We start from the raw sequence: 26,065 nt of genomic DNA, 5'->3' as shown, positions 1-26,065 counted from the left end.
GACGAAACGCATGGTGCGCACCACCACCGTGAGGAGCACGATGACGAACACAGCACTGGCCAGCTCCATGGCTGCCAGCGACCTGGAGGAACTGCGCACCCGGTACCGGGCCGAACGGGATCGACGCATCCGCCCGGATGGATTGCGGCAGTACCAGGGCACGCGCGGCGCGTTCGGGTACTGGGCGACCGATCCATACACGCCACGCACCGACCGACCGGCGAAGACCGACCGAGTCGAGGTACTCGTCGTCGGTGGGGGGTTCGGCGGCCTCCTCACCGGGGCACGGCTGCGTCAGGCGGGCTTCACCGACATCCGCATGACCGAGGAGGGCGGCGACTTCGGTGGTACCTGGTACTGGAACCGGTATCCGGGCATCCACTGCGACATCGAGGCCTCCGTCTACATGCCGCTGCTCGAGGAAGTCGGGACCGTCCCCACCCGCCGGTATGCACCGGGCGAGGAGATCCGGCAGCACGCGGTGGCGATCGGCCGGCACTTCGCCCTGTACGACGACGTGCTGTTCCACACGCGCATCACGGAGCTCCGATGGGACGACGACGCAGCCGAGTGGCACGTCCAGACGGACCGCGGTGACGCGATGCGGGCGCGGTACGTGATCGTGTCCTCGGGGTCTTTGTCTCAGCCGAAGCTCCCGGCGATCCCGGGGATCGAGACGTTCAAGGGCCACACGTTCCACACCAGTCGGTGGGACTACGGCTACACCGGAGGTGATCAGACCGGTGGCATGACCGGACTCGCCGACAAGCGCGTCGCCGTCGTCGGGACCGGAGCGACCGGCATCCAGGTGATCCCACGGGTCGCGGAGGACGCCGAACACCTCACGGTGTTCCAGCGAACCCCGTCCAGCGTCGACGTCCGCGACAACCGGGACCTCCCAGCCGACTGGACCACGGGCCTCCCGAGCGGATGGCAGCAGGAACGCATGGAGAACTTCCTCGCGGTCGTGTCCGGTGAAGAGACGGACGTCGACCTCGTGCAGGACGGTTGGACCTCCACCGCAGCGCTGCAGCGCACGATGCTCACCGGGCAGACGGAGGACACGCTCGACCCCGAGGAACGCGACCTGATGGTCGAGATCGCGGACGCCCGCAAGATGGACCAGATCCGTGCGCGCGTCGACGCCGTCGTCACCGACCCTGCGACCGCGGAGGTGCTCAAGCCCTGGTACCGGTACATGTGCAAGCGGCCGACGTTCAGCGACCAGTACCTCCAGGCCTTCAACCGTCCGAACGTGACCCTGGTCGACACGGCCGACACCGGTGGGATCACGTCCATGACCGAGACCGCTGTGGTGGTCGGCGACACCGAGTACGAAGTCGACGCCGTCATCTTCGCCACCGGGTTCGAGACCGGCGTCTCGGGCGTGGTCTCCGGAACGCTGCCCGTGCACGGGCGGGACGGCACGCAGCTGCTCGAAGCATGGACGCGAGGCCCGCGGACGTTGCACGGGTTCGTGTCACACGGGTTCCCGAACCTGTTCCACCTCGGGGCGCTGCAGAACGCGAACTCCGTGAACTTCGTCCACATCCTGCAGGAGCAGGCCACGCACATCACTGCACTGCTGGAACGTGCGCGCGACCAGGGCGCCCGACAGGTGGAGCCCTCGGTGGAAGCCGAAGATCGATGGTTGGCGACGATCCGCGAGGTGGAGGTGGACAACGCTGCGTTCCTGGCGGAGTGCACGCCCGGGTACTACAACGGTGAGGGCTCCCGGAAGCGCGGCGGCGGCGGGTACAGCCCCGGCCCGGTCCGGTTCCACCAGCTGCTCCGGCAGTGGCGGGAGACCTCGATCGACGAGGTCCTGGTGCCCGAACTCGCCGTCAGCGCCTCCTGATGCGCAAGCTGCACACGAGCACGAGCACGAGTACGCGGCGGAGACGAGCCGCGCGATCCGGCGGAGTGCGGATCGGCGCGGTGTTGACGTTGTCGGCGGCCGCAGCAGTCGTGCTGTCGGGCTGCGCCGCGCCCGCGGACGATGCGGTCCCGGCCGCAGCGCGCACGGACGACCAGACAGCACGCCGCGTCGTCCAGGTCGCGCCGGCACCAGAGCCCGGCTCCGGGTACGGACCGCTGCTGGAAGGGCCGTCGTTCGCTGCTGACGGGCGACTCATCGCCGTCGACGTCACCGCCGGGACCACACGGCCGAAGGTCGTCAGGATCGACCTCGACCGCCGGAAGGTAACGGCGTTCGGCGACGGTGCCGGTCTGACCGCGCCGACTTCTGCGCAGTTCAACCCGCGCGACGGCCGCTTGACCGTCACCGACTTCGCGACGGGGAAGGTCGTCAGCCTGGACGGCCGGGGAGGTGGCCTCCGCGTCGAGTTCGAGGGCCCCGTCGACGGCCGGCGGATGCAGCCGGACGACCTGACCTTCGACCCGGACGGGAACATGTTCGTCAGCGACGCGGCAGGGAACGCTGCGTCGACGGAGGATCCCGTCGGTCGGGTCGTCCGGATCGACGCGGCGACCCACCGCGCCACGGTGGTGGTCGATGCTCTCGCGTCGGCGAACGGGATCGCCTTCGACGAGGACCACCGTGGGCTGTGGGTGAGCGAGTACAACCGTAACCAGATCGACTACGTGGCTTTGGACTCGGAGCGGGAGGAAGCGACGGCGGTCCATCCGGCGATCCGCCCCGACGCCGGGGCGAGCCGCGTTGACTCCATCGCGATCGATGCTGCTGGGAACGTCTACCAGGGGTACGAAGGCAAACCCGTGATCGACGTCTTCAGCCGCGACGGGGCGTCCATCGCGCGGGTCAGTGTGCCCCGGTCAGATCGCGGGAAGGTGACGTCGGCGACGAACCTGGCGATCAGGCCCGGTACGACGCAGGCCTACATGACCGTCAGCGGTCCCGGTGGGTCGTTCGTCTACGGGTTCCGTGCGTACGGGAAGGGCACACCGCAGTCGAACGGCGGATGACGTCGCTACGAGCACCGTCACGGGACGCGGCAGCAGCTGCTGAGTTCGTCCCGGAGCGCTCCAGGTGCTCCGGGACGCTCCTGCGCAACGCGTGCGACCAACACCCTCGCCGCGACGGGACGGTCGGTCACGACGCCGTCCAGGCCGGCGCGCAGCATGACCCGCATCCTGACGTCGCTGTTTGCGGTCCACGCGTAGACCTCTCGTCCACGGAGGTGTGCACTGCGGATCACGGCGGAGGTCACCGATGCCTGCTCCACGGTGTAGAAGCCGACCGGGAGGTCCGGCAGCGGGCCGAAGTGCGGTCCCACGGTCAACCCGATGCGCTGCTCGGGCCGTTGCGCGAGCATCTGACGAACGACGGTCTGGTCCAGCGAGTGGAACCACGTGTCTTCCGGCGGGCCGACACTGTCGAGTTGCGCGAACAGTTCGGCGACCGATCGGTCGTCGGTGGCCGGCGTCGCCTTGAGCTCGATGAGCAGTGGCACGCCGAGTTCCCGTGCGCGGCTGACGTACGCGGACATCGTCGGGATGGTGCCAGCGTTGCCGTGCATCCGTACCGTCGTGCTCGTGACCGCGGCGGTCGTCATCGTGTCGATGTCCTCGTCGCGGCCGGCCAGCACGAGGAGGTTGGTGTCGTGGCTCGTGACGAAGGTACCGTCCCCGGTCTGCTGGACGTCCACCTCGACGCGGTCCGGGTGCAGGGCTGCCGCTGCTTCGAGGCCGGCGATGGTGTTCTCGGGCCCGCCCCGGTCGTACCCACGGTGGGCGATGACCAGGGGATCAGTCGACCGGTGCACGCCGACGGGCTGTGACACGGCACGCGACGGCACGAGGAGCGCAGTGCACCCAACGACGACGACGACCATCACCACGGCGACGATCCGACGGGATGTCGGACCCGGGGCGTCGACCCGTCCGCCGATCGGGCTCGCGATCCCCCTGGCGCTCTGCACGGTCGCCACGACGGAGAACGCGACCGCCTGCGCGGTCACCACCGTGAGCGCGGAGAGGACCAGGACGGGCAGGACGTCGACGACCGCCCGGAGCTGCTCGGAGGGGATGAGTTCGACGAGCGGAGTCGAGGACCAGACGACCAGGACGCGTGCGATCGCGGAGCCGACGAGCAGCACCGCGATCTGTCCCGCGACGGGCAGACCTGCGGAGCGGGTCACGCGGAGGCTCGAGAGCAGGCCCCGGATCGGCCCCTCCCCGGCGACGACCGTGAACGCCGGAGCGAGCACGACTCGGAAGCTGACGAACACGACCAGGGCGGCGAGGCTGCACCAGAGCGCTGCACTGAGCGGCGCCTTGAGGAACTCACGGCCGATGAACGGGGGAACTGCCAGTCCGCCGGTGACCGGCGCGAACACGGTAGTCCCCGCGAGCGGTTGCAGCACGGCGAGCTGCAGTCCGGTCACGAGGATGCCAGGCCGCAGGAGCCGAGGGGCAGCGGACCGGACCCCCCGCAACACCGTACGCACTGACGGTCGCCGGTCGGCCCGTCGGTGATCGGCGACCGCCAGGACGAGGACGGCCCAGCCGAGGGTGGCGGCCAGCGTGAGACCCGCGGCGGTCGCCATGCTGGCGAGAGCGACAGGGTCACCGATCAGGGTGACGAAGCCGGCCGGGGTCGCGGTGACCCCGCCGGCGCGGTCGGTCGCGAGCATGATCGACCACTGTGCCGTTGGGCGCACGATCACCGCGATGACGGCTGAGACCGCCAGGAGCAGCAGCCACACGCGGGCCGGGAGCCGGATCAGCTGGGTGAGCGTGTGGCGGATGGGCGGCACCACATGGCGGACGGGAGGCGCGACACGTGTCCGCATCGCGCCTCCCGTCCGTCGTCTCGTCGGCTCTGTTACTGGATGGACCAGCCGCCGTCGGACGGCAGGACGACCCCGTTGAGGTTCGTGCCGTCGTCGCTGAGGAGGAAGGTGATCGATGCAGCGAGCTGCTGTGCCGTGGCGACCGCCGGAATCGTCTGCAGAAAGGGCTGCAGGCGGGCTGCGCCCATCTCGGAGTCGAACCGGGTCGGGATGCCGGTGGCGACACCGCCCGGCGCGATCGCGTTCACCCGGATCCCGCTCGGGCCGTACATGAACGCGCTGCTCTTCGTCAGTCCGACGACGGCGTGCTTCGACGTCGTGTAGGCCATGCCGGCCGCGTTGCCGCGCAGTGCCGCCTCCGAGGCGATGTTGACCACCGAGCCGCGCCCTGCGGCGAGCATCGCCGGCAGGACCGCACGGGTGAGACGGAACGTCCCGGTGACGTTCACGCCCATGACACGCTCCCACACCGCGTCCGAGGTCTCGTGGAGCGGGGACATGGTGTCGGTGATGCCCGCGACGTTGGCGAGCCCGTCGATGCGGTCGCCCGCGGCCTGGACGACGCGCTGGACGTCGTCCTCGCTCGTGATGTCGCCGACGACCGTCACGACGTCGGCGTCGGGAAGTTCGTCGACCAGTGCTCCCAGACCAGCTTCGGCGATGTCGACCGCGATGACACGGCCACCTTCGCGGGCGATGCGGGACGCGGTGGCGCGGCCGATGCCGCCGCCGGCGCCGGTCACGACGACGGTCTGGCCAGCGAAGCGGCCCGGCACGATGGTCTCGCCGTTGTCGTCCGATGCCCCGTCGGTGGGCATTTCCCCGCCGTTCGCGGCGAGGACGAGGCCGTCGATGGCGGCCTGGGGAAGCTGGCCGTTCGAGAGCGCGACGAGCTGCTGCAGCGGCAGGCCGCGCGCGGGGGTGAGCGTTTCGGGGTCGGTGCCGCCCTGGGCGAGGAGGCCGCGGATGAGTTCACCGCCGACGGGGTGGTCCAGCCACGTGCCGACGGTGGAGGAGCCGGTGAGGATGACGTTGTCGTTCGACATGGTTGTGTCCTTTCTCGGGAGGCGCTCGAGAGCGCCCTCATGGACGGCGTGCGTGTGCACGCCGAGTGGTGGTCAGAATCCGACACCGGCGGCCGCGGTCACGGTCCCGCTCTCGACGCCGTCGGGGGTGCTCGAGCGGCGCTTCCGGGCCACTCGACCGGCCAGCACGGTCAGGACGACTGCGGCAACCGCCCAGATGCCGAGCTGCAGGATCCAACGACCGGCGTTCGCGCCGTCGAAGTAGATGATGCTGCGCATCGCTTCGTAGCCACCTGCGCCGAACCAGCTGTTGTGCACGCCCTGCCAGAACGTCGGCAGCATCGACACGGGGGAACTCCCACCGCTCGAGGGGAAGTTCAGTGCGACGAGGAACAGGATCTGCCCGAAGATCGCCGCGTTGCGGAGGAACGTGTTCAGCACGATGGAGAGCAACCCGACCGTGAACGTGTAGAGCATGCCCACCCCCAGCACTGCGGCGATCTCACCGAAGGTGCGGTCGTAGTCACCGACGAAAATGCTGAGCATCCCGAAGGCGATGACAGGGACGAGGACCGCCGCGATGGCGGCGACACCCGCGGCGGCCCGGGTCGTCGCTCGGGGCATGGCCTGTGCGACGACGGTGATGGTCATGAAGCCGCCGACGGTGCAGGCGACGAGGAGGAAGAACAGCACGCTACCGCCCGGGTCACCACTCGTGGTGGGAGCGACCTCCTTCGCGGTGACCGATCCGCCGAGCTCGTCGGCCACCTGGGCGCCGAGGTCCTGCACGGCGCCGACAGCGGTCCGGCCACCTCCGGAGGCGATGACCGTGGTCACGTTGCCGTCGTTGTCGATGAGGATCGCGCCGGCGGCGTCGCGGTCCGCCACGTCCTGCGTCGCTGCGGCGGTGCTCGTGGTGCGGGTGATCTCGAAGGCACCCTCGGCGCGGTCGTCGACCTTCGCGGCGATCTGCTTCGTGACGCTGGCCGGCCCCGCCACCGTGAGTGGGAAGTCGTGCGGAGCGGGTGCGTGGAGAGCGCTGAGGTAGCAGAGGCTGAAGGTGATGATGAAGAACAGCGGCATCATCACCACGGCGATGATGCGGGTCTTCGTGGAGGCTTGCCGGCGTTCATCGACGGAACCGGTGCTGACGACCTGGTCCAGGTGGTTCTCCGGCATGGTCATGAGGTCGCTGTCGCCGGTGGATTGGGGGGCGCGGTGTTCCGCGTGGGCGTTCATCGGGCAGTCTCCTCGGCGGTCAGTGCGGGCTGCGGTGCGGGCTGTTCCGTTGGTTCGACCACCAGGTGGCGGTGCTCCAGCGGTGCGGGGCGCAGCTCGGCGAGTTCGGCCTGCTGGTGTCGGTTGGTCTTGGTGAGGTGGACCACGAGGTTGACCAGCAGCAGTCCGACGGTCCAGGCGGCCAGCTGCGGCAGCCAGCGTCCGACGCCGTTGCCGCCGAAGTAGATCAGGGACCGGAACGACTCGTAGGCGCCGGCACCGAAGTAGGTGTCGTGGACGTGCTGCCAGAACGTGGGCAACATGTCGTGTGGGATGGCGCCGCCCCCCGACGGGAAGTTGAGGAAGACGACCAGGCCCATGATCGCGATGGTCGCCGCGTTCCCGAGGAACTGTTGCGCGAGGATCGCGATGTTGCCGACGGTGAACACGTAGAGCGCGTCGATCGCGAGGACGCCGACGATGGTTCCGAAGGATGCGCCGTAGTCACCGACGAAGATCGAGGCCATGGCGAACGTGAGGATCGGGGCTGCGATGGCGGACGCTCCGATGACGGCGAACCGGGTGGCGAGCTTCGCCTTCGGAGCGACCTGCATGAGCACGATGATCACGAGGTACCCCGCCAGCGACGAGTAGACGAGGAGGTAGAACAGCGACGTGCCGACGCTGTCTTCCTTCGACAGCGGGGCGACGTCGACGGTCTTCGCGGTCGTCCCCAATTGCTTTGCGACCTGATCGCCGACGGCCTGTACCGCTGAGGCGGCGGGTCGGCCGCCGCCGTTGGCGACGTAGGTGGTGACCGCGAACTGCTGCTTCTCCGCAGCGGAGGCCTTGTCGGCAGCAGTGGTGACCGGCTCGATCTTGATCGCTCCCGTCGTGTCCCGACGCTCGACGCTCCCACGTGCTTCGGTGAGGACGTCGGTCTGAGTCGCGGCGAACGCCGCTTGGTCGTCGAGCTTCGTCGTGATGTCGGTGACGACCTGCGCCGGCCCGGCGATCGTCAATGACAGGTCGTTCGGGGCTGGGTTGTGGATGGCGCTTCCGAACGCGAGCGGGAAGAAGACGACGAAGAACAGCGGCATGACGAACGCGGGCAGGACACGGAGGAGAGCGTTGCGCTCCTTCGGTTCCGCGTCGTCCTGCGGGGGGCTTGCTTGGGACATGACTCTCCTGGATCAACGATGTTGACAACAGTCAACCCTGTTGACAGCCTGTCTGTCAACACCGTTGACAAAATCCGGACGATTGCAGGACAGATGGGATGATCGAACGATGGACGACAAGGGAACGCGCCCGAGGGCGGACCGATCGGCGAAGGTCAAGGACGCCATCAGGGCCGCTGCGACGGCGATGTTCGCCGAGGAGGGCTACCACGCCACCGGTGTGCGGGACATCGCGCGGACCGCCGGTGTCGACCCGGCGATCGTCATCCGCCACTTCGGGTCGAAGGAGGGCCTGTTCCTGGAGACCATGTCGTTGCCCCCCGTGTGGCGGGAAGTGTTCGACGGGCCCGTCGACCAGGTGGGTCACGCGATCACGCGCCTGATCATGAGTGGACGAGAGGGCGGTCTCGGTCCGTACGCCGCGCTCATCCGCGCGTCCGACCGGCCAGAGGTGGCCGAGAAGCTCCGCCGAGCGTTGATCGAAGACTTCGTCATCCCGCTCGCTGCTCGTCTGGATGGGGAGGACGCCGAGCTGCGCGCCCACCTCTTCACGGCGCAGGTGCAAGGCCTGATGGACGTCCTCGCGGTGCGGCCGGACCAGTTCCTGTTGGACACTCCAGCGGACGTCATCGTTCGGTGGTACGGCGCTGCTCTGCAGCGCACGCTGACCGGTGCGCCCTGAAGCGCACGCGCAGAACGCACGGCGGAGTCAGTCACCGCCCCGAAGCGATGGTGCCGGTTCAGCCCTGTTCGGACGATGACCTCGAACCGTCTTCGGACTCGAGGTCGCGGAGGTAGGCGGTGAGGTCGAGTGGTTGCGTGTTGAGGAGCGTGATGTCCTCAGGTCGGATGGCTCGTTGCATGGCCTCGTCCTATCGGTTGATGACGCTGCGGGCACCGGCGTCGACGCCCATGGCGGCGAGGATCGTCATGAACCCCGTGAACCGGATGACTTCGGAGAGCCCCTTGAGGGTTCCCCATGCCGCGATCTGTGGCACACGGATGATCGCTCGGCGCTGCGAGGAACGGGTTGAGGCAAGTGGGGGGCGGGTGGTGACGGTCATGATCGAGTCCTTTCCAGAAGCGATACGTCGATCATCGATCGGCTGCGGATCGTGGGCGTCGTCGATCGGGACCGGCCGATGTACTGCGTTCGCAGTACACGTCACCCTGGCGGAACAGCCACACTCGGATGATGACGAGCACGGGCGACATCGCGCTGCCACGGAATCCCTGGTGGTTGCGGTGGCCGACCGTCCTCCCGATGGGTGCCACCGTCGTCGCGATCATCGCTGCCGTCATCGACAGCGTGCGCATCGTGCTGCACGGCGACACCCTGCTGCTGCTCGTCGGGGTCGTACTCGGTGCCGTGGGCGCCCTGATCGCTGGGCGCTGGCCCTGGCTCGGCCTGCTCCTCGCGGTCGCGGGTACCGCGATGACCGCCGTGCAAGCGTGGGATCCGACTGCTGAATGGACCATTGTCGTGTTCGTGCTCTTCGCGATCACGTTGCGAGGAGCTCCTCCCGTCCGCGGCATCATCGTGAGCGCGTTCCCCGTGTACCTCGTCGTGTCAGTGAACACGGGTGGGTACGTCAGCCCGGATGCGTTGGCAGCGTTCGCAGCGTGCATCGCAGGCGGAGCCGCTGGTGCTGGTATCCGCAGCCAACAGCAGTACTGGGCGAGCTTGCGGGCGCACGCCCGGGAAGCGATCGCGACACGAGATGCGGAAGCCAGTCGGCGAGTCGACGAGGAGCGCCTGCGGATCGCCCGCGACCTCCACGACGTGGTCGGCCACCAGATCGCGGTGGCGAGCATGCACCTCGGCGCAGTCGAAGTGACCGTGCACCACAAGCCGGATGCTGCCGCACGGGCAGCCGCGGAAGCACGCGAAGCCCTCCGCGCGGTGACCGGCGAAACGCAGCAGATCCTCGAGCTCCTGCGTTCCCGTGATCGAACCCCTGACCACACAGTCGCGGGCCTGGCGTCGTTGCCTGCGCTCATCGCATCGTTCGAGGGGGTCGGACTGGACATCCACAGCGACATCACCTTGCCGGCAGGTGAGGTGGCGCCCGTGACCGGGATGACCGTCTACCGCGTCACGCAAGAGGCGCTCACGAACGCCCATCGGTACGGCGCAGGCCAAGTCGCCCTCTCCATCAGCACCGACGGAGGCCACATCACGATCGACGCGCGGAACCGTCGCTCGACAGCAGACAATGGACACGGCAGCGGGTTCGGATTGATCGGCATGCGCGAACGCGTCGCCGCTGCCGGTGGCCTCCTTGACGTCGAGGACGACGAGGCGCATTTCACCGTGCGCGCCTCCATCCCGATCACGGAAGGACCACGCTGATGACGACGATCCTGCTGGTGGATGACCAGGCGATGATCCGCGTGGGACTGCGGACCATCCTCGACTCCCAGGACGACCTCACCGTCGTCGGCGAAGCCGGTGACGGCTTCGAGGCCCTGGAAGCACTCCGCACCACACCGGTCGACGTCGTCCTGCTCGACATACGGATGCCGGGCATCGACGGTGTCGAGACCACGCGTCGGATCCGCGCGACCTTCACGGCCGAGCAGACCAGGATCATCATCCTGACCACGTTCGAGCACGACGACATCGTCGTCGCCGCGCTGCGCGCCGGCGCGAACGGATTCTTGGGCAAGACCGTCGGACCGTCCGAGCTCGTCGCCGGGATCCGAGAAGTCGTGCTCGGTGGCGGTGCGCTCTCCGCGGCCGCACAAGCAGCCGTGATCAGCCAGGTGGCTGCGCAGCCTGCGCGGACAGTGGACCCCGACGTGCTCGCCCGCTTCGACGCCCTCACCCCACGGGAACGGGATGTCGTCGTGGCGATCGCGCACGGCGCCGACAACGAGGAGATCGGCCGGACGATGTTCGTCTCCCCGTTCACGGTGAAGACCCACGCCAACAGGGCCATGGCGAAACTCGGTGCCCGTGACCGAGCGCAACTGGTGTCACTCGCGTACCGGGCAGGCCTGGTCGACTGATTGTTTCTACTGCGATCGCAGTAGAGACGCCGCTTCATCGGGACGACGTCCCGCCGACCTGGTCGCCGGAGCATTGAGGAGTACCAGCCGCACGCCCTTGTGCGGCTTCCACTTCTCCACTCCGGGAGCATCATGCCCAAGGTCCTCGCCGCGATCGGACGCTTCAGCGCCCGGCACCGGCTCATCATCGTCGCCGCTTGGCTGGTGATCTTCGCCGCACTCACCGCGGTGACCGCCACCGGCATGAACACCGACGCGACCGGGTCCGCCGGCAACGACACCCCGGCCGCGAAGGCGCTCACCACCGTGCAAAACAAGTTCGACGTGGGCTCCTCGAACAACGGCGACGCGAAAACGTTGCAGCTGGTCCTCGAGACCCGCGGTGGTGCGAAGGTTACCGACCAGGCCACCGCAGCCGAGATCGCACAGGTCCTCACCGACGCGAAGAGCCTGCCGCACGTGAAGAGTGTCTCCGACCCCTTCGACCAGCAGAGCCCCATGGTCTCGAAGGACCGCACCACCATCGTGTCGACCCTGACGTTCTCCGGCCTCACCGAGGCGAACCAGGAGAAGACCTACGACACCGTCCTGGACTTCGCAGCCGATCAGCGAACCGACTTCCACGCGGAGGTCGGCGGGCACCTCTTCGGCGACACCTACGCCACCTTCGGCCCCGGCGAGGTCGTCGGCGTCCTGATCGCGTTCCTGGTGCTGTTCCTCACCTTCGGCTCGCTGCTCGCAGCCGGAGCGAACATGCTCGTCGCCATCACCGGCGTCGGCATCGGCACCGTCGGGGTTCTCGCGTACTCCGCCATCAACCCGATCCAGGGCACCACGCTGACGCTTGCGACGATGCTCGGTCTCGCAGTCGGCATCGACTACTCGCTGTTCATCCTCACCCGGTTCCGATCCGAGCTCCGCGAAGGACGCACCGTCGTCGACGCCGTCGCCCGAGCGACCGGAACCGCCGGGACTGCCGTCGTCTTCGCCGGCCTCACCGTCATCATCGCCCTCGTCGGACTCGTCGTGACGAACATCGAGACGATCACCGTGATGGGCTTCGCCGGCGCGTTCAGCGTCCTCATGGCCGTGCTCATGTCCCTCACCCTGCTGCCGGTGCTCCTGAAGACCCTCGGCCTGCGCGCGCTGCCCCGCAAGCAGCGCAAGCTCCTCGCCTCCGGCCAGTCCATCCCGCAGCGCCCCGCGGACCGGAAGAGCTTCCTGAATGGTTGGGCCACCTTCGTCACCAAGCGGCCCTGGCTGGCACTCTTCGGCGCCGTCGTCGTCCTTGGCGTCATCGCCGCACCCGTACTCGACATGAAGACCGCGTCGAACATCCCCGGCGGCTCGGACCCCGCCTCGTCTGAGCGGAAGGCGTACAACCTCATCGTCGACGAGTTCGGAGGCATCCAGTCACCGCTCCTCGTCCTCGTGCAGGGCGACGACGTCACGAGCAACCTCACCGCCGTCGAGGACGAAATCACGGCCCTCGACCACGTCGAAGCCGTCGTCCCCGGCCAGGTCACCAAGTCCGACGACGCCGCGCTCTTGACCGTCATCCCGACCGGCGGCCCCATCGCCGACAGCACGAAGCAGCTCGTCACCGACATCCGCGACGAAACCACCGCCATCAGCGGTGTCAGCGTCGAGGTCACCGGTGAGACCGCGATCGGTCTCGACAACACCGCGCAGATGAACCAAGCACTGATCACCTACATCATCGTGATCGTCGCCCTGTCGTTCCTGCTCCTGATCGTGATGTTCCGATCCCTGCTCGTGCCCCTGTTCGCCACCCTCGGCTACCTGTTCTCCGTCGGTGCAGCCTTCGGCGCATCCGTCGCGATCTTCCAGTGGGGCTGGCTCGACCCGCTCATCGCCGCCCCGCAGGGCGACCCGATGCTCAGCATCCTGCCGATCATCCTCGTCGGCGTCCTGTTCGGCCTCGCGATGGACTACCAGGTCTTCCTCGTCTCCCGGATGAAAGAAGAGCACTCCCGAGGCCTCAGCCCGAAGGACGCGGTGCACTCCGGCTTCACCAAGTCCGGCACCGTCCTCGTCGCCGCAGCGACCATCATGGCCGTCGTCTTCGCCGGCTTCGCCACCAGCGAGATGGCCGTCGCCGCCTCCATCGCCGTCGGACTCCTCGTCGGCGTCCTCGCAGACGCCTTCCTGGTCCGGATGATGATCATGCCGGCACTGCTGTCCCTGTGCGGTGAAGCCGCGTGGTGGATGCCCCGCTGGATGCAGAAGATCATCCCGAACCTCGACACCGAAGGCCACGGACTCGACCGCGCCAGCGAACACGATCGAGCGACGGGCAGCATCCCCGTAGCCGCAAACTAGCTCCCCAGACGAAACGGAGCGTCACGCTGCAGCCACAGCGGGACGCTCCGTTTCCTCACCCGGAAGGGGATCGGGTATCGAAACGCTTGCGGCCGTCTCCGGAGTGGCGTTCGAGCTAGGGACTGTAATGCGGTATGCGGTTTTGGCATGCCTGTTCCAAGGTCTCCGGCCAGCCAGGGGCCTCGCCGCCTTCTCCGTGACGTTGTCTATGAGCAGACGCTCGAGGCGATCGAGAACGGCACGCTTGAGGCTGGGGAGCGCCTGAACGATGAGGAGCTCACCAGCTGGCTCGGCGTTTCGCGCACCCCGGTGCGAGAGGCGATCGCGCGACTCGAGTCGGAGGGTCTCGTGGAGATGGGCCGCGAACCGGTATACGCGCGTCGCGAGCCTCTCTGGACCTGCGCACGATCAGGCGGCCATGCTCGTCGCCGCGCTGCACGCGCGGGTGATTGAGCACGCCCACGAGGCGACCGCTGATGCACGGAAGAGGGCTGCTGCTGCTGCTGCTGCTGCTGCGAGCAAGCTCTCCGCTGATGTCGACGCGCACGACATCGAGGCGTACCGAGGTCTGCAGGACGCGGTTGCTGCGCTCATCGCAGGGTTCGATGACCCGCTCTTCACGGCGACGGAAGCGGCGGTGCGCAGCCGGTGCAGTCCATGCTGCTGCTCCGGACGCGAACATCGACTGGGACGCGGCGACTGCAACGGCGGGCGGACTCGCGAAGATCTGACCGTCGACGTTCGGCGTAGGGGACGTCCCGCGAGCCGACCCTTCAGCGCAGCGGTTTCTGCCTGACCCCGAGGTTCACCGCGGCTGCACCGAGTGCGAACCCGAGGACCGGGTCCTCAACTAAAACTGAACAACACGAAAACGACGGCGAAGCGCATCAGCTTTGCCGTCATTTTCGTCGTTCTGACCCGTCAGCCCGGAAGGTCTCACGTCTAGTGAGAAGAATCCGGACCGCGTCGATCTGGCCTTCTCGAGCAGCGCGGGTTCGATTCCCGTCACTCGCTCCGTCGGACGTACGCTCGCCGCATGTCCTCCTCTCCCGGTTCCCCCGAACACATCGCACCCGTGGTCGTCATCGGTGCCGGGGTCGTCGGCGCTGCGACCGCGTACGCGCTCACCGCCCGCGGCGAGTGCGTCCTGCTCGTGGAACAGCACGCCCGCGGGCACCACCTCGGTTCGTCACACGGTGCGACCCGGATCTTCCGGCAGGGCTACGCCGACCCGGAGTACGTCGCGCTGACCACGCGGGCGCTCGAACTGTGGGGAGCGCTCGAGGCCGCTGCTGACGAGGAGCTCATCGTCCGCACGGGGGCCGTCGACCACGGTCGGCCCGAGGTCGTCGACGCGATCGCCGCCGCCCTCGCCGACGCGGACATCCCGCACGAGTTCCTGACCCCGGACCAGGCGGCGGCGCGCTGGCCCGGGATCGCGTTCGAGGGGCGCGTGCTGACCCACTCCTCGGCCGGGCGCATCCGGTCCGACCGGACGATCGAGGCGTTCCTCACGCTGGCCGGACGGACCGGTCTCGCCGACCTGCGGTTCGACACGCGGGTCACCGGGCTCGAGGACCACGGTGACGACGTCACCGTGGCGCTGTCCGACGGCAGCGCGGTCCGTACCGCGTCCGTGGTGGCCGCGGTGGGCTCGTGGGCCCCCACGCTGGTCGGCGGGCTGCTCGCCGGACGCGGGTCGGGCCTCCCGGCCATCCGCGTCACCCAGGAGCAGCCGGCCCACTTCCCCAGCCACCTGCCGGACGCGGCCTGGCCGAGCTTCGTGCACTGGGCCGACGGCGACGACGTCTACGGGCTGCTCACCCCGGGCGAGGGCGTCAAGGTCGGGTTCCACGGCACCGGCCCCGTCGTCGACCCGGACCACCGGGACTCCACGCCGGTGCCGGCCGAGGCCGAACGGCTGCAGGCGTACGTCGCGCGGTACGTGCCGGGGGTGGACGCGACGAAGCCGACGTTCATCAGCTGCCTGTACGACAACTCCCCCGACGAGGACTTCGTCATCGACCGGGTCGGGCCGCTCACCGTGGCGACGGGGTTCTCCGGGCACGGCTTCAAGTTCGCGCCGCTGCTCGGTGAGATGCTCGCGGACCTCGTGACGGGCGGAGTGGCGCACCCGCGCTTCGCCCTGCCGGAGCCGGTGCCCGCGCCCTGACGCACCGACGGGTTCGCCGCACGCCGTCGTGTTCGTTCGACGCCGTCATGTCGTCGAGACGCCGCCGAATCCGGAGGCGTCTCGCGGACGACGCGGCGTCCTGCGCACACGCCGGCGTCTCACATGCGCGCGCACGCCGGCGTCTGGCGACCGGCCACTACGGTGGGAGCCGTGCGCATCATCGTGGCTCCGGACTCGTTCAAGGGCACCGCGACGGCGGCGGCCGTCGCCGGGGCCGTCCGTGCCGGCTGGCTGACCGAGCGGCCCGATGACGACCTGGTGCTCGTCCCGATGGCCGACGGCGGCGAGGGCACGCTCGACGCCTTCGAGACCGCCGTCCCCGGAGCCGTCCGGGTCCCCGTCACCGTGACCGGCCCGGGCGGCACCCGGGTCGGCACACACTGGCTGCGGCTGCCCGACGGCCGCGCGGTGGTGGAGCTCGCGGCGACGAGCGGCCTCCCCCTGCTCGACGCACCGATGCCGGACACGGCGACGAGCCGCGGGTTCGGCGAGGCGATCGCCGCCGCGCTCGACGCCGGTGCCACGGGGCTCGTGCTCGGCATCGGGGGCAGCGCGTCCACCGACGGCGGGCGTCCGGTGCTCGAGGCGCTCGGACTCGACAGCGAAGGCACCGACGGCCTCCGGGCACTCCCCCCGCTCGGCGTCACCGTGCTCACCGACGTGACCTCGCCGCTGCTCGGTCCGAACGGTGCCGCCGCCGTCTTCGGCCCGCAGAAGGGCATCACACCCGACCGTGTGGCGTCCTTCGACGACCGACTCGCCACCTGGGCCGCGCGCTTCCCCGACGTCGATCCGGGCACCCCGGGCGCCGGAGCCGCTGGCGGTGTCGGGTTCGGCCTGCTGGTGTGGGGCGCCGCGCTCGCCGGTGGGGCGGTAGCCGTCGCGGAGGTCCTCGGACTGCCGGCACTGCTCGGCGGTGCCGACGTCGTGATCAGCGGCGAAGGGTGCTTCGACGGCCAGAGCGCCGTCGGCAAGGTGCCCTCGGTGGTCCGTGCCCTGACGGCTGCGCACGCTCCCGGTGCCCGCTCGATGCTCGTCGCCGGCGCGATCGAGGCCCCGCTCGACGACTACTCGGCTGCCGCGTCGCTCACCGTGCTCGCGACGCAGACCACCGGCGAGCCCGACGACGCCCTCGCCGACCCGCTGCGCTTCGCCGCGATCGCCGGGCAGCGGCTCGCCCGGCTCGTCTGAGCGCGGCGCGCGGTCACGCTGGGCCGCGACCCGCCTGTCGGGAGGGCACAGGGGAGTCCTGGTTGTACCTCCCACCCGGCCGCGGGCTCGCGCACACTGGATCCGGGCCGGAACCGGCCCGCACCACCCCCACGAGGAGATCATTGCGCACCGTCAACGCCTACGCGGCACCGTCAGCCACCGAGCCGCTCGTCAAGACCACCATCACCCGTCGTGACGTCGGCCCGAACGACGTCGAGATCGACATCGCCTACGCCGGCATCTGCCACTCGGACATCCACACCGTCCGCGGTGAGTGGGGCCCCATCCAGTACCCGCAGGTCGTCGGCCACGAGATCGTCGGCCACGTCTCCGCCGTCGGCGAGAACGTCACGAAGCACCAGGTCGGCGACCGCGTCGGCGTCGGCTGCATGGTCAACTCGTGCGGCGAGTGCGAGAACTGCGTCGCCGGCAACGAGCAGTACTGCCTCAAGGGCAACATCGGCACCTACGCGAGTGTCGACGCCGACGGCTCGATCACCCAGGGCGGCTACTCGCAGGCCGTCGTGGTGAACGAGGACTTCGTCCTCCGCGTCCCCGAGTCGCTCGACATCGAGAAGGTCGCGCCGCTGCTCTGCGCCGGCATCACCACGTACTCGCCCCTGCACCACTGGAACGCCGGCCCCGGCACCAAGGTCGCCGTCGTCGGCATGGGCGGGCTCGGCCACATGGCCGTCAAGATCGCCGTCGCGCTCGGCGCCGAGGTCACCGTCCTGTCGCAGACCACCTCGAAGCAGGAGGACTCGCTGCGCTACGGCGCGAAGGCCCACTACGCGACGAAGGACCCGGAGACGTTCGAGAAGCTCGCGAACTCCTTCGAGCTCATCATCAACACCGTCTCGGCGAAGATCCCGATGGGCGACTACCTCGGCCTGCTCAAGGTCGACGGCACGCTCGTCAACGTGGGCGCTCCGGCCGAGCCGCTCGAGGTGCCGGCCTTCGCGCTCATCCCGCGTCGGCTCAGCTGGGCGGGTTCCGCCATCGGCGGCATCCGCGAGACCCAGGAGATGCTCGACTTCTGCGCCGAGCACGGCATCCTGCCGGAGACCGAGCTCATCAGCGCCGACCAGGTCAACGAGGCCTACGAGCGCGTGCTGTCCTCGGACGTCCGCTACCGCTTCGTGATCGACGCGGCCACGCTGGCGTAGTCGTCACCACCTGAACGACGGAAGGCCCGGTACCAGCTGGTACCGGGCCTCCAGTCTGTCGTCTCCGGGCCGTCAGCCGACCTCGTCACCGGACGGCAGCGCGCCGCACCAGTCGACGGAGCCCGCGTCGATGCTCGCCTCGAGCGCGCCGGAGGCCGCGTCGACGATGCTCACGAGCTCGCCGGTCGCCGACTTCGTCGCGACCGCGACGAACTGACTGTTCGGAGACGGGCAGACCGCGGTGACGCTCGCGTCGTCCGGGATCGTCACGGGCAGCCGGGAGGCACGTCCCCCGTCCACACGCACGATCCGTGCCGCGATGGTGCCGTCCGACCGCACGTCCCCCAGCACCCGCAGGTACGTGTCGTCGGACAGCTGGGCGATGCGTCCGAGGACGGCCGCATCGGTGCTCCCGGCGGGCGCCTGCAGCGCCGACTTCGACCCGTCGGTCAGGTCCAGCCGCTCGATGCCGGTGCCCGTCTCGACGACGGCCGTGGTGCCGGTGCCGACGAAGCCGTGCAGGTAGGTGGCGCTGCCGAGCCGGACCGGGTCGGCACGACCGCTCATGTCGACGAGCACCAGGTCGTCGCTGCCCGTCCGGACCAGCGCGCTCTCGGTCCGGGGCACGAAGGCCCACTGGGCGACCGTCATCGGCACGGCGCCCGTCTTCGGCTTGCCGTTCGCCGCGATCGCCGTGGGCATGTGGGTGCCCGTCATGTCGACCACGTACAGACCGGTGTTCCGGGACTGCCCGGTCGAGGTGTCGGCGTACTCGAACCCGAACGAGGCACCGTCGTCGGCGACGTGGAGCGCCGTGACGCGGCCCTCGGAGGTCGGCAGGGTGAGGTGTTCGACGGGGGCGTCGGCGTCCTGCACCCCACCGCTCAGCGCCACGATGTCGACGGACGAGCTGGCGTCCGTGCCGCTCACGACCACCAGGGAACGGCCGAGCCGGGCGTACTCCGAGATCGCGGTGCCCTCGTAGACGGTGGTGGCACCTCCGGCATCGAGGGATCGCCGGACGATGCGGTCCTTCGCCCCGGCCTGCCCCGGCACGAGTGCGAGCACGTCGGTGCTGCCGGTGCGGATCCCCGCCGTCAGGTCGGACGTGGCGCGCTGCCCGGGTGCCCGGACCCCCGCGACCGTCACGGTGTACTCGCGGTCGTACGCCAGGGGCCCGGCGAACTCGACCGCGATCGTGTTGCCGCTCGAGGTCACGGTGTGCGCCGCAGCCGGGCTGACCCGCACGTCGTCGGCGGCGACCCGCTGCAGCGCCTGGTTCGCCGTCAGGATCACCCGCTGGGCCGGACGGGTGACGAGACCGGTCGCGTCGTAGGACACGTCGCGGAGCCGCGGGCCCTGCTGCGAGCCGACGACCGCGGCGAGCGCGGCGACCACGGCGAGGACCACCACGACGGCGACGTACCGGCGGTGGAAGCGGTGCGCGACGGGGCGGCGCTCGCGGCGCTGGTCTCCGCGGCGCTGGTCTCCGCGGCGTTCAGAACTCATACGGGTCCTCGGGCTGCGCGATGTCGGTGAGCTTCGCGGCCTTGACGACGATGCGGGCGTCGGCGGACTGGTCCGGGTTGGCGGCCAGGGCTCCGCGGACGGTGACCCACTGCCCCTCGTCGGGGACGGTCCCGTCGCCGTCGCCGGTCACGACGCCGAGGCCGACCGGTTGCGCGTCCACGGCGCAGCAGCTGATCACGAAGCGGGTGAGGGTGAAGGACCCGTCGTCGCCCGGCACCACGAAGCCGGACAGTTCGACCTGCTTGCCGACGAGGGCCGTGGTGTCGGTGGTCTGCCGGATCAGCGCGGCCCAGTCCTTGACGCCGTACTCCGAGGTGTCGACGCCCTCGCTGCCGAGCAGCTGCACCGCGGACTCCGAGCCGGTCGCGTTGGACAGGGTCGCGGAGTCGACGCTCCGCTGCTGGGCGGTCCGGGCGGACAGGGTCGTCGGGGGCAGGACGAGCATCGCGACGGTCACGCCGATCGTGACGACGGCGGCAGCCCCGCCGAGGGCGAGGCGGACGGCGCGACCGCGGCCGGGGCGCGGCTCGTGGGCGTCGGCGTCGGCGTCGGCGACGTGCCCGTGGGCATCGGCGGCGTCGTCGTGCTCGTCGGCGTGGTGCTCGTCCGCTTCGTCACCGTGCGTGTGGCCGTACCCGCGTGCGGTGGCCACCAGTCCGGCGATCGACGCGGGCACCCCGACGGCGGCGAGCACGACCGTGAACACCGAGTACCGCGGGTTGATGTACAGGTCGAGGTGCCCGACCAGCGCGAGCCACAGCGTGCAGAGCGCCGCGGCCAGCACCGACCCGAGACCCAGGTACGCGGCCGCGTTGCTGCGTGCATCAGACGAGGACATTCATCACCAACCCGACGGCTCCGGCGAACAGGACGCACACGACGGACAGCAGCACCAGGAAGCGGACCCGGAACGTCGTGCGCAGCAGGGCGATCATCTTGACGTCGATGATCGGCCCGATGATCAGGAAGGCCGTGATCGACCCCGGCAGGAACGTCGACGCGAACGACAGCGCGAAGAAGGCGTCGACGTTCGAGCAGAGCGACACCGTCATCGCCAGCAGCATCATCGCCGCGACGGACAGCACCGGGTTCGAGCCGACGGCCACCAGGGTCGAGCGGGGCACGGCGACCTGGATCGCCGCGGCGAGGCCGGCACCGACGAACAGCGCCGGCATCATCGTCGCCGTCTCGCCGCCGAACTGCGCGGCGCTCTGCCGCCAGCGGTGCAGGCCGCGGGGCGCTCCGACGGCCGCACGGCACCGTGCCTCGAAGGCGGGGAGCAGCAGGTCGGCCGGACGACGGTGCGCGGCGACGATCCAGCCGACGAGGTTCGCGATGACGAACCCGCCGACGATGCGCACCGGCAGGATCCACCCCGACCAGCCGAACGCCTGCGCGGTGCTGATGATGACGAGCGGGTTGAGGATCGGGGCCGCGACGAGGAACGTGACGGCCTCGGCGGGGGTGAACCCGCGCATCATCAGGCCGCGGGCGAGGGGCACGTTGCCGCACTCGCACACCGGGAACAGCATACCGATCAGGGAGATCACGGCGCGACGGCCGAAGGCGTTCTGCGGCAGGACCTTCTCGAGCGCGCCGACCGGCACCCAGACCTCGACGACGATCGACAGCACGATGCCGAGGACCACGAACGGCAGGGACTCGACGACGACGCTGATCGCCAGCGTGAGGAAGTCCTGCACGACGTCCGGCAGCCCGGTCGACCCGATGCTCGGGGAGAACAGCCGGATGCCGAGCAGGATCACGACGGCGAGCAGCACCAGGCCGGGGCCGGTGAGGCTCCGGGTGCGCTGCGGCGGCCGCGTGGTCGTCGTCACCGGGACAGGATAGGTGACGCGTCCTGCCCGCGGCTGCGCGCCAGGCCTCGCACGGTGCGAGGGGGGGGCCGCGCGATCAGCCCGCGGTGACGCCGTCCAGGTGTCGGTCGAGCACGTCGATCGCCCAGTCGCCGGACTCCCCCGGAGCCAGCCGGACGACCTGCATCGCGAGCCCGTCCAGGAGCGCGTGCAGGCGGCAGGCCTCGTACTCCCGGTCGTCCGCCGGCACGCCGAGCAGCCGGAGGATCTCCTCGCACCACGTCCGCATCGCCGCGATGGTCCGGTCGAGCGTCGGCCGGAGCGCGACGTCGGTGAGCGCGGCGTTGCCGAGCGCCAGGTAGACCTCGAGCTCGATGACCCGCTCCTCGTCGAGGGGCAGCAGCTCGAGCACGATCCGGCGTGCGCGTCGGGCCGGTGCCAGGTCAGCCGGGATGGTGTCGATGCGCTCCCGCGTCCGGTCGAACACGAGGGCGATGGTGTGCTCGCGGACGCTCGCCTGGGTCGGGAACGTGTAGCGGACCGTGCTCGGCGGCAGTCCGGCCTCGGCGGCGACGTTCCGCACGCTGAGCGCCCCGAGGCCGTCGCGGGCGAGGACCCGGCACGCCGCCTCGGACACGGTGCGGCGCCGTTCGTCGACGTCCATGCTCCTGGCCACGACGCCATACTCGCACAGTCGTACGAACTCGTGCTACCGTCGGTGTCGTTGTCGCACAGTCGTACGACAACGAGAACGAACGACTCCCGCAGGAAAGGACATCGTCATGGCATGGGCAATCCTCGTGCTCAGCGGCGTGCTCGAGGCCGTCTGGGCCACCGCCCTCAGCGCCTCGAACGGCTTCAAGAAGGTCGTCCCCACGATCGTGTTCGTCGCCGGGATGGCCCTGAGCATGGTGGGGCTGGCGTTCGCGATGAAGAGCATCCCGGTCGGTACCGCCTACGCCGTGTGGGTCGGCATCGGGGCGTCCCTGACCGTGGTCGTCGCGATCCTCCGCCGGCAGGAGGCCGCGTCCTTCGCTCGCCTCGCCCTGGTCTTCGGCCTGGTGGCGTGCGTCATCGGCCTCAAGGTGGTGAGCTGAGGTGGCGTGGATCGTCCTGTTCGTCAGCGCCGCGCTCGAGACCGTCTGGGCGACCGCCCTCGGCGAGAGCGACGGCTTCACCGAGCCCCGACCGACGATCGTGTTCGCCGTCACGATCGTGATCAGCCTGGTCGCGTTCGGCTACGTCCTCAAGCACATCCCGATCAGCACGGCGTACGCGGTGTGGACCGGCACCGGCGCCGCCCTCACGGTGCTGTGGGGCATGGCCACCGGCGCGGAGCCCGTCACCGTGCTGCGCCTGCTGTTCATCGCCGGCATCGTCGGGTGCGTCGTGGGCCTCAAGCTCGTGCCGGCCCGCCCCGTCGCGGAGCCCGCTGCCGAGCTCACGCGCTGAGCGACAGCTCACGCACCAGCGACCCCGCGAGGTGTCACTGACCCCGTGACGTCGGCGCAGGCCCGAGAACGTGCGCCGAGACGGACGGGAGGCCCGGTGCCAGCTGGCACCGGGCCTCCCGTCCGCTCGTGGTGGCGCTCACGGCACGCGTCAGACGGACGCGCCCGTCCACTCGTCCTCGGCGGCGACGTGGTCGCTGCCGACGGTGCCGGCCGCCATCGCGGCAGCGGCACGTGCCGCGTGCGACGGCGGGTCCGACGGGACGTCGGCGGGGCGACCCTCGTCGTTCAGCTTGCGCAGCTCCGGCACGATGTCCGTCGCGAGGATGTCGATCTGCTCGAGCACCGTCTTGAGCGGCAGGCCGGCATGGTCGATGAGGAACAGCTGGCGCTGGTAGTGGCCGACGTGGTCCTTCATCGCGGCGTACCGGTCGATGACCTGCTGCGGCGAACCGACGGTGAGCGGGGTCTGGGCGGTGAAGTCCTCCATCGAGGGGCCGTGGCCGTAGACCGGAGCGTTGTCGAAGTAGGGCCGGAACTCGTTGATCGCGTCCTGCGAGTTCTTCCGCGCGAAGAACTGCCCACCGAGCCCGACGATCGCCTGGTCGGCGCGGCCGTGCCCGTAGTGCTCGAAGCGCTGGCGGTACAGGCCGACCATCTGCTCGGTGTGCTGGATCGGCCAGAAGATGTTGTTGTGGAAGAAGCCGTCACCGTAGTACGCGGCCTGCTCGGCGATCTCCGGCGTGCGGATCGAGCCGTGCCAGACGAACGGCGGGACACCGTCGAGCGGACGCGGGGTCGAGGTGAAGCCCTGCAGCGGCGTGCGGAACTTGCCCTGCCAGTTGACGACGTCGTTCTCCCACAGCTGGCGGACGAGCGCGTAGTTCTCGATCGCCAGGTTGACGCCCTGGCGGATGTCCTGCCCGAACCACGGGTAGACGGGGCCGGTGTTGCCGCGGCCCATCATCAGGTCCATGCGGCCGTCGGAGACGACCTGGAGCATCGCGTACTCCTCGGCGATCCGCACCGGGTCGTTGGTGGTGATCAGGGTCGTCGACGTGGACAGGGTGATGTCCTTCGTCTTCGCCGCCAGGTAGGCGAGCAGCGTGGTCGGCGACGAGGCCACGAACGGCGGGTTGTGGTGCTCACCGGTCGCGAAGACGTCGAGCCCGGCCTGGTCGGCGTGCTCGGCGATCGTCAGGATGTCGCGGACGCGCTGGGTGTCGTCCGGCGTGGTGCCGGTCGTGGGGTCGGTCGTGACGTCACTGACCGTGAAGATGCCGAACTGCATGATGCGCCGCCTTTCGCGATTTCGATGCGTTTGCATCGACTTGCTGGGTACAACGTAGCGCACGCGTCAGCATTCCCGCCAGGCTCACGCCCGTCGGTCGGGCGGCCTGGAGGCCCGACTCGCCTCCCCGGGTCAGCGGGCGGCCGGCAGCGTGGCCGGGTCGGTGCGCGCGGCGTGGTGCATCCCGTCGAGGAACCACACGATGGTCACGACCGCCAGGACGCTCGCACTGGACGCCAACCGTCCCGCCACCAGGATCGCGGCGTGGTCGTGCGCGCCGTCGCCGGTCAGGCCGACCACGAGCGCCGCGACACCGATCGCCAGCGTGACCCCGGTCGCGACGAGGAGCACGACGCTCACCACCCGCCGCGGCCCCCGCCGGCCGTCTCGGTCGCCCCGGAGCCCGCGGTCGACCCGGGGCCCGACCGCGCGGACGATCCCGAGCCAGAACAACGCGATCGCGCAGGCACCGATGATGTCGCTGACCCGGTGCCACCCGTAGACCACGGTCTGGTTCGCCACGAAGACCGCGTACCCGGCACCGACGATGGTCACCAGCGGGCGGAACCGACGAGGGGTGACCATCAGGACCGCGAACAGCGCCGCCAGCGCGATCGTCGCGTGCCCGGACGGGAACGAGTTCGGCGTCGTCGACTGAGCGATCTCCGGGCGCACGGCGATACGCTTGACGAGCGTCGAGGTGGCCGCCGACGCGAGCACCACGAGCCCCGCGCCGAGCCCCACCGAGAGCCGCCGTCTGGAGAACGCCACGGCGACGATCACGACGACGAGCAACAGGATCACCGGCACCGAGATGACGTTGAGCGCAGTGTCCGAACTGAACAGGTCGGACTCCCGGACCCCGCCGAGCGCGGCGTCCTCCGCTTTCTGACCGACCGGGGTCAGCACCGCGACCCCGTAGACGAGAGGCACGATCACGAACCCCAGAGCCGCCAGCGCAGCCCACCGCACCCGTCGCGAGACCCACGGTCCGCGCGACTCGGATGCACTGCGCTCGGGTGTCAAGGTCACCGGGCTGGTCCTCCTCGGGGTGGTCGTCGTCGGGCTCGTCGCACGACTGGCGGCGGCGCTGCGATTGGGTCGGTCGGGGTCCGACACGATACCGTTGGAGCACCGGCCGGAGGCTGGGAACCGCACCCCCGTCGGCCGTGCACTGCGCGCTGACACGAGGGGATCGGTGATCCCCGCCGGGCCGTCGCACCACGCGGGACCGACGCACGTCGCGTCGGCAGTGTACGAGGAGGAAACCGAAGTGGCCATCAAGGAACCGGGCATCATCGCCTCGCCGAACCGGGGTCTCGCACTCACGGCCGGCAGCGTCCTCGCACTCTGGGGCGTCCTGGGCTTCTTCTTCGCCGCCGACGGCGACCCTGGCTTCTTCAACCGCCAGGGCGGCATGCTGTGGAACGCATTCGGCGTGAACCCGGCGCTCTGCCTGGTGTGGGTGCTGCTCGCCGCAGTACTGCTCATCACCGGCCTCGGCAACACCGTCGGATCGCGCAACGGCAACCTGCTCGTCGGGGCCCTGCTCGTCGTCTTCGCGGTGTACGGCTTCGTCTTCGTCGACACCTCGGCCAACGTCTTCGCCCTGAACACCACGGACAACGTGTTCCACGCGATCGTCGGTGTGCTCCTGCTGCTCACCGCGCTCGGTGCCGACAAGGAGAACCTCCGCGCCCTGCGTGCGGCGCGCGCCTGACACACCCGCTCGACCGCGCTCCCCGACGCCCGTCTGCCGCTCCGGCAGGCGGGCGTCGTCGTGTGTGCGGGGTCGGGCGGCGGTGTGTCGTCCGGTCACGACTCCCCGCTCAGCTCCGCCGGCCGGTCAC

At 69.8% G+C, this 26,065-nt stretch carries 26 protein-coding genes; 14 read left to right on the top strand and 12 right to left on the bottom strand.

The window, feature by feature from the left end; all coding sequences use genetic code 11:
• Nucleotides 1-40 precede the first annotated feature (40 nt).
• Nucleotides 41-1,858 carry an NAD(P)/FAD-dependent oxidoreductase gene (locus DEJ27_RS01220; protein WP_111090247.1) on the top strand — a complete coding sequence of 606 codons (1,818 nt, stop codon included), beginning with the start codon at nucleotides 41-43 and terminating at the stop codon, nucleotides 1,856-1,858.
• 80 nt (nucleotides 1,859-1,938) lie between these two features.
• The gene (locus DEJ27_RS01215; protein WP_258369764.1) at nucleotides 1,939-2,946 is read left to right on the top strand and encodes an SMP-30/gluconolactonase/LRE family protein; all 1,008 of its coding nucleotides are present in this window, start codon (nucleotides 1,939-1,941) and stop codon (nucleotides 2,944-2,946) included.
• A 17-nt stretch (nucleotides 2,947-2,963) separates the two neighbouring features.
• Here DEJ27_RS01215 and DEJ27_RS01210 read toward each other — a convergent pair whose 3' ends face one another.
• The 4 genes from DEJ27_RS01210 to DEJ27_RS01195 form a co-directional block, all read right to left on the bottom strand.
• Nucleotides 2,964-4,739: a glycerophosphodiester phosphodiesterase family protein gene (locus DEJ27_RS01210; protein ID WP_181430050.1), complete on the bottom strand. Its 1,776-nt coding sequence runs from the start codon at nucleotides 4,737-4,739 to the stop codon at nucleotides 2,964-2,966.
• Between the two features lie 68 nt (nucleotides 4,740-4,807).
• Entirely contained in the window at nucleotides 4,808-5,821 is a 1,014-nt protein-coding gene (locus tag DEJ27_RS01205; protein ID WP_110858694.1) for an SDR family NAD(P)-dependent oxidoreductase, read from the bottom strand.
• A 72-nt stretch (nucleotides 5,822-5,893) separates the two neighbouring features.
• Nucleotides 5,894-7,039 carry a hypothetical protein gene (locus DEJ27_RS01200; protein WP_110858693.1) on the bottom strand — a complete coding sequence of 382 codons (1,146 nt, stop codon included), beginning with the start codon at nucleotides 7,037-7,039 and terminating at the stop codon, nucleotides 5,894-5,896.
• Nucleotides 7,036-8,199: an ABC transporter permease gene (locus tag DEJ27_RS01195; protein ID WP_110858692.1), complete on the bottom strand. Its 1,164-nt coding sequence runs from the start codon at nucleotides 8,197-8,199 to the stop codon at nucleotides 7,036-7,038. Before DEJ27_RS01195 ends, DEJ27_RS01200 begins: the two co-directional genes overlap by 4 nt.
• Nucleotides 8,200-8,239: 40 nt before the next feature.
• Here DEJ27_RS01195 and DEJ27_RS01190 point away from each other — a divergent pair, with 40 nt between their 5' ends.
• A complete protein-coding gene (locus DEJ27_RS01190) occupies nucleotides 8,240-8,881 on the top strand; it encodes a TetR family transcriptional regulator (RefSeq protein WP_220035362.1) in 642 nt (213 codons plus the stop codon).
• Nucleotides 8,882-8,939: 58 nt separating this feature from the next.
• Here DEJ27_RS01190 and DEJ27_RS17990 read toward each other — a convergent pair whose 3' ends face one another.
• Together DEJ27_RS17990 and DEJ27_RS01185 are read right to left on the bottom strand one after the other, a co-directional pair.
• On the bottom strand, nucleotides 8,940-9,062 hold the full coding sequence (locus DEJ27_RS17990) for a hypothetical protein (protein WP_258369763.1): 123 nt from the start codon (nucleotides 9,060-9,062) through the stop codon (nucleotides 8,940-8,942).
• A 9-nt stretch (nucleotides 9,063-9,071) separates the two neighbouring features.
• Nucleotides 9,072-9,263: a hypothetical protein gene (locus DEJ27_RS01185; protein WP_110858690.1), complete on the bottom strand. Its 192-nt coding sequence runs from the start codon at nucleotides 9,261-9,263 to the stop codon at nucleotides 9,072-9,074.
• Between the two features lie 200 nt (nucleotides 9,264-9,463).
• Here DEJ27_RS01185 and DEJ27_RS01180 point away from each other — a divergent pair, with 200 nt between their 5' ends.
• The 8 genes from DEJ27_RS01180 (at nucleotide 9,464) to DEJ27_RS01150 (ending at nucleotide 18,126) form a co-directional block, all read left to right on the top strand.
• Nucleotides 9,464-10,552: a sensor histidine kinase gene (locus tag DEJ27_RS01180; protein ID WP_181419941.1), complete on the top strand. Its 1,089-nt coding sequence runs from the start codon at nucleotides 9,464-9,466 to the stop codon at nucleotides 10,550-10,552.
• Nucleotides 10,552-11,211, top strand: coding sequence for a response regulator transcription factor (locus tag DEJ27_RS01175; protein ID WP_110858688.1), 660 nt, complete (start codon nucleotides 10,552-10,554; stop codon nucleotides 11,209-11,211). The genes DEJ27_RS01180 and DEJ27_RS01175 overlap by 1 nt, the downstream gene beginning before the upstream one ends.
• Nucleotides 11,212-11,343: 132 nt before the next feature.
• Entirely contained in the window at nucleotides 11,344-13,554 is a 2,211-nt protein-coding gene (locus tag DEJ27_RS01170; protein WP_110858687.1) for an MMPL family transporter, read from the top strand.
• Between the two features lie 147 nt (nucleotides 13,555-13,701).
• Complete coding sequence (locus tag DEJ27_RS17985; protein WP_181419940.1) at nucleotides 13,702-14,007, top strand: GntR family transcriptional regulator; 306 nt, start codon at nucleotides 13,702-13,704, stop codon at nucleotides 14,005-14,007.
• Nucleotides 13,973-14,350, top strand: coding sequence for a hypothetical protein (locus DEJ27_RS17980; RefSeq protein ID WP_181430064.1), 378 nt, complete (start codon nucleotides 13,973-13,975; stop codon nucleotides 14,348-14,350). The genes DEJ27_RS17985 and DEJ27_RS17980 overlap by 35 nt, the downstream gene beginning before the upstream one ends.
• 240 nt (nucleotides 14,351-14,590) lie before the next feature.
• Nucleotides 14,591-15,727, top strand: coding sequence for an FAD-dependent oxidoreductase (locus DEJ27_RS01160; RefSeq protein ID WP_110858686.1), 1,137 nt, complete (start codon nucleotides 14,591-14,593; stop codon nucleotides 15,725-15,727).
• 123 nt (nucleotides 15,728-15,850) lie between these two features.
• Nucleotides 15,851-16,939, top strand: a complete 1,089-nt coding sequence (locus DEJ27_RS01155; protein WP_110858685.1) for a glycerate kinase — start codon at nucleotides 15,851-15,853, stop codon at nucleotides 16,937-16,939.
• Nucleotides 16,940-17,082: 143 nt separating this feature from the next.
• On the top strand, nucleotides 17,083-18,126 hold the full coding sequence (locus DEJ27_RS01150) for an NAD(P)-dependent alcohol dehydrogenase (RefSeq protein WP_110858684.1): 1,044 nt from the start codon (nucleotides 17,083-17,085) through the stop codon (nucleotides 18,124-18,126).
• 72 nt (nucleotides 18,127-18,198) lie between these two features.
• Here DEJ27_RS01150 and DEJ27_RS01145 read toward each other — a convergent pair whose 3' ends face one another.
• The 4 genes from DEJ27_RS01145 to DEJ27_RS01130 all read right to left on the bottom strand — a co-directional run bounded on the left by DEJ27_RS01145 (nucleotide 18,199) and on the right by DEJ27_RS01130 (nucleotide 22,149).
• Complete coding sequence (locus DEJ27_RS01145; protein WP_111090151.1) at nucleotides 18,199-19,635, bottom strand: hypothetical protein; 1,437 nt, start codon at nucleotides 19,633-19,635, stop codon at nucleotides 18,199-18,201.
• Nucleotides 19,625-20,494: a TIGR03943 family putative permease subunit gene (locus DEJ27_RS01140; RefSeq protein WP_111090150.1), complete on the bottom strand. Its 870-nt coding sequence runs from the start codon at nucleotides 20,492-20,494 to the stop codon at nucleotides 19,625-19,627. The genes DEJ27_RS01145 and DEJ27_RS01140 overlap by 11 nt, the downstream gene beginning before the upstream one ends.
• Nucleotides 20,481-21,494, bottom strand: coding sequence for a permease (locus DEJ27_RS01135; RefSeq protein ID WP_110858681.1), 1,014 nt, complete (start codon nucleotides 21,492-21,494; stop codon nucleotides 20,481-20,483). The genes DEJ27_RS01140 and DEJ27_RS01135 overlap by 14 nt, the downstream gene beginning before the upstream one ends.
• 76 nt (nucleotides 21,495-21,570) lie before the next feature.
• Nucleotides 21,571-22,149, bottom strand: coding sequence for a TetR/AcrR family transcriptional regulator (locus DEJ27_RS01130; protein WP_258370272.1), 579 nt, complete (start codon nucleotides 22,147-22,149; stop codon nucleotides 21,571-21,573).
• A gap of 106 nt (nucleotides 22,150-22,255) precedes the next feature.
• Here DEJ27_RS01130 and DEJ27_RS01125 point away from each other — a divergent pair, with 106 nt between their 5' ends.
• A complete protein-coding gene (locus tag DEJ27_RS01125; protein ID WP_027464946.1) occupies nucleotides 22,256-22,570 on the top strand; it encodes a multidrug efflux SMR transporter in 315 nt (104 codons plus the stop codon).
• Between the two features lies 1 nt (nucleotide 22,571).
• Complete coding sequence (locus DEJ27_RS01120; protein ID WP_111090148.1) at nucleotides 22,572-22,925, top strand: multidrug efflux SMR transporter; 354 nt, start codon at nucleotides 22,572-22,574, stop codon at nucleotides 22,923-22,925.
• Nucleotides 22,926-23,075: 150 nt separating this feature from the next.
• On the opposite strand, the gene DEJ27_RS01115 is transcribed toward DEJ27_RS01120, so the two are convergent.
• Together DEJ27_RS01115 and DEJ27_RS01110 are read right to left on the bottom strand one after the other, a co-directional pair.
• Nucleotides 23,076-24,215, bottom strand: coding sequence for a CE1758 family FMN-dependent luciferase-like monooxygenase (locus DEJ27_RS01115; RefSeq protein WP_027464948.1), 1,140 nt, complete (start codon nucleotides 24,213-24,215; stop codon nucleotides 23,076-23,078).
• 132 nt (nucleotides 24,216-24,347) lie between these two features.
• Nucleotides 24,348-25,247, bottom strand: coding sequence for a phosphatase PAP2 family protein (locus DEJ27_RS01110; RefSeq protein ID WP_181430049.1), 900 nt, complete (start codon nucleotides 25,245-25,247; stop codon nucleotides 24,348-24,350).
• Nucleotides 25,248-25,488: 241 nt separating this feature from the next.
• Between DEJ27_RS01110 and DEJ27_RS17610 the strand changes: the two genes are divergently transcribed.
• Entirely contained in the window at nucleotides 25,489-25,935 is a 447-nt protein-coding gene (locus tag DEJ27_RS17610) for a DUF4383 domain-containing protein (RefSeq protein WP_181419938.1), read from the top strand.
• The last annotated feature ends 130 nt before the right edge of the window (nucleotides 25,936-26,065 follow it).

This window comes from Curtobacterium sp. MCPF17_018, from assembly GCF_003234135.1.
Lineage (GTDB): Bacteria > Actinomycetota > Actinomycetes > Actinomycetales > Microbacteriaceae > Curtobacterium > Curtobacterium flaccumfaciens.
The sequence above is the reverse complement of the archived record's forward strand: the minus strand, read 5'-3'. Positions and strand labels throughout refer to the sequence as shown.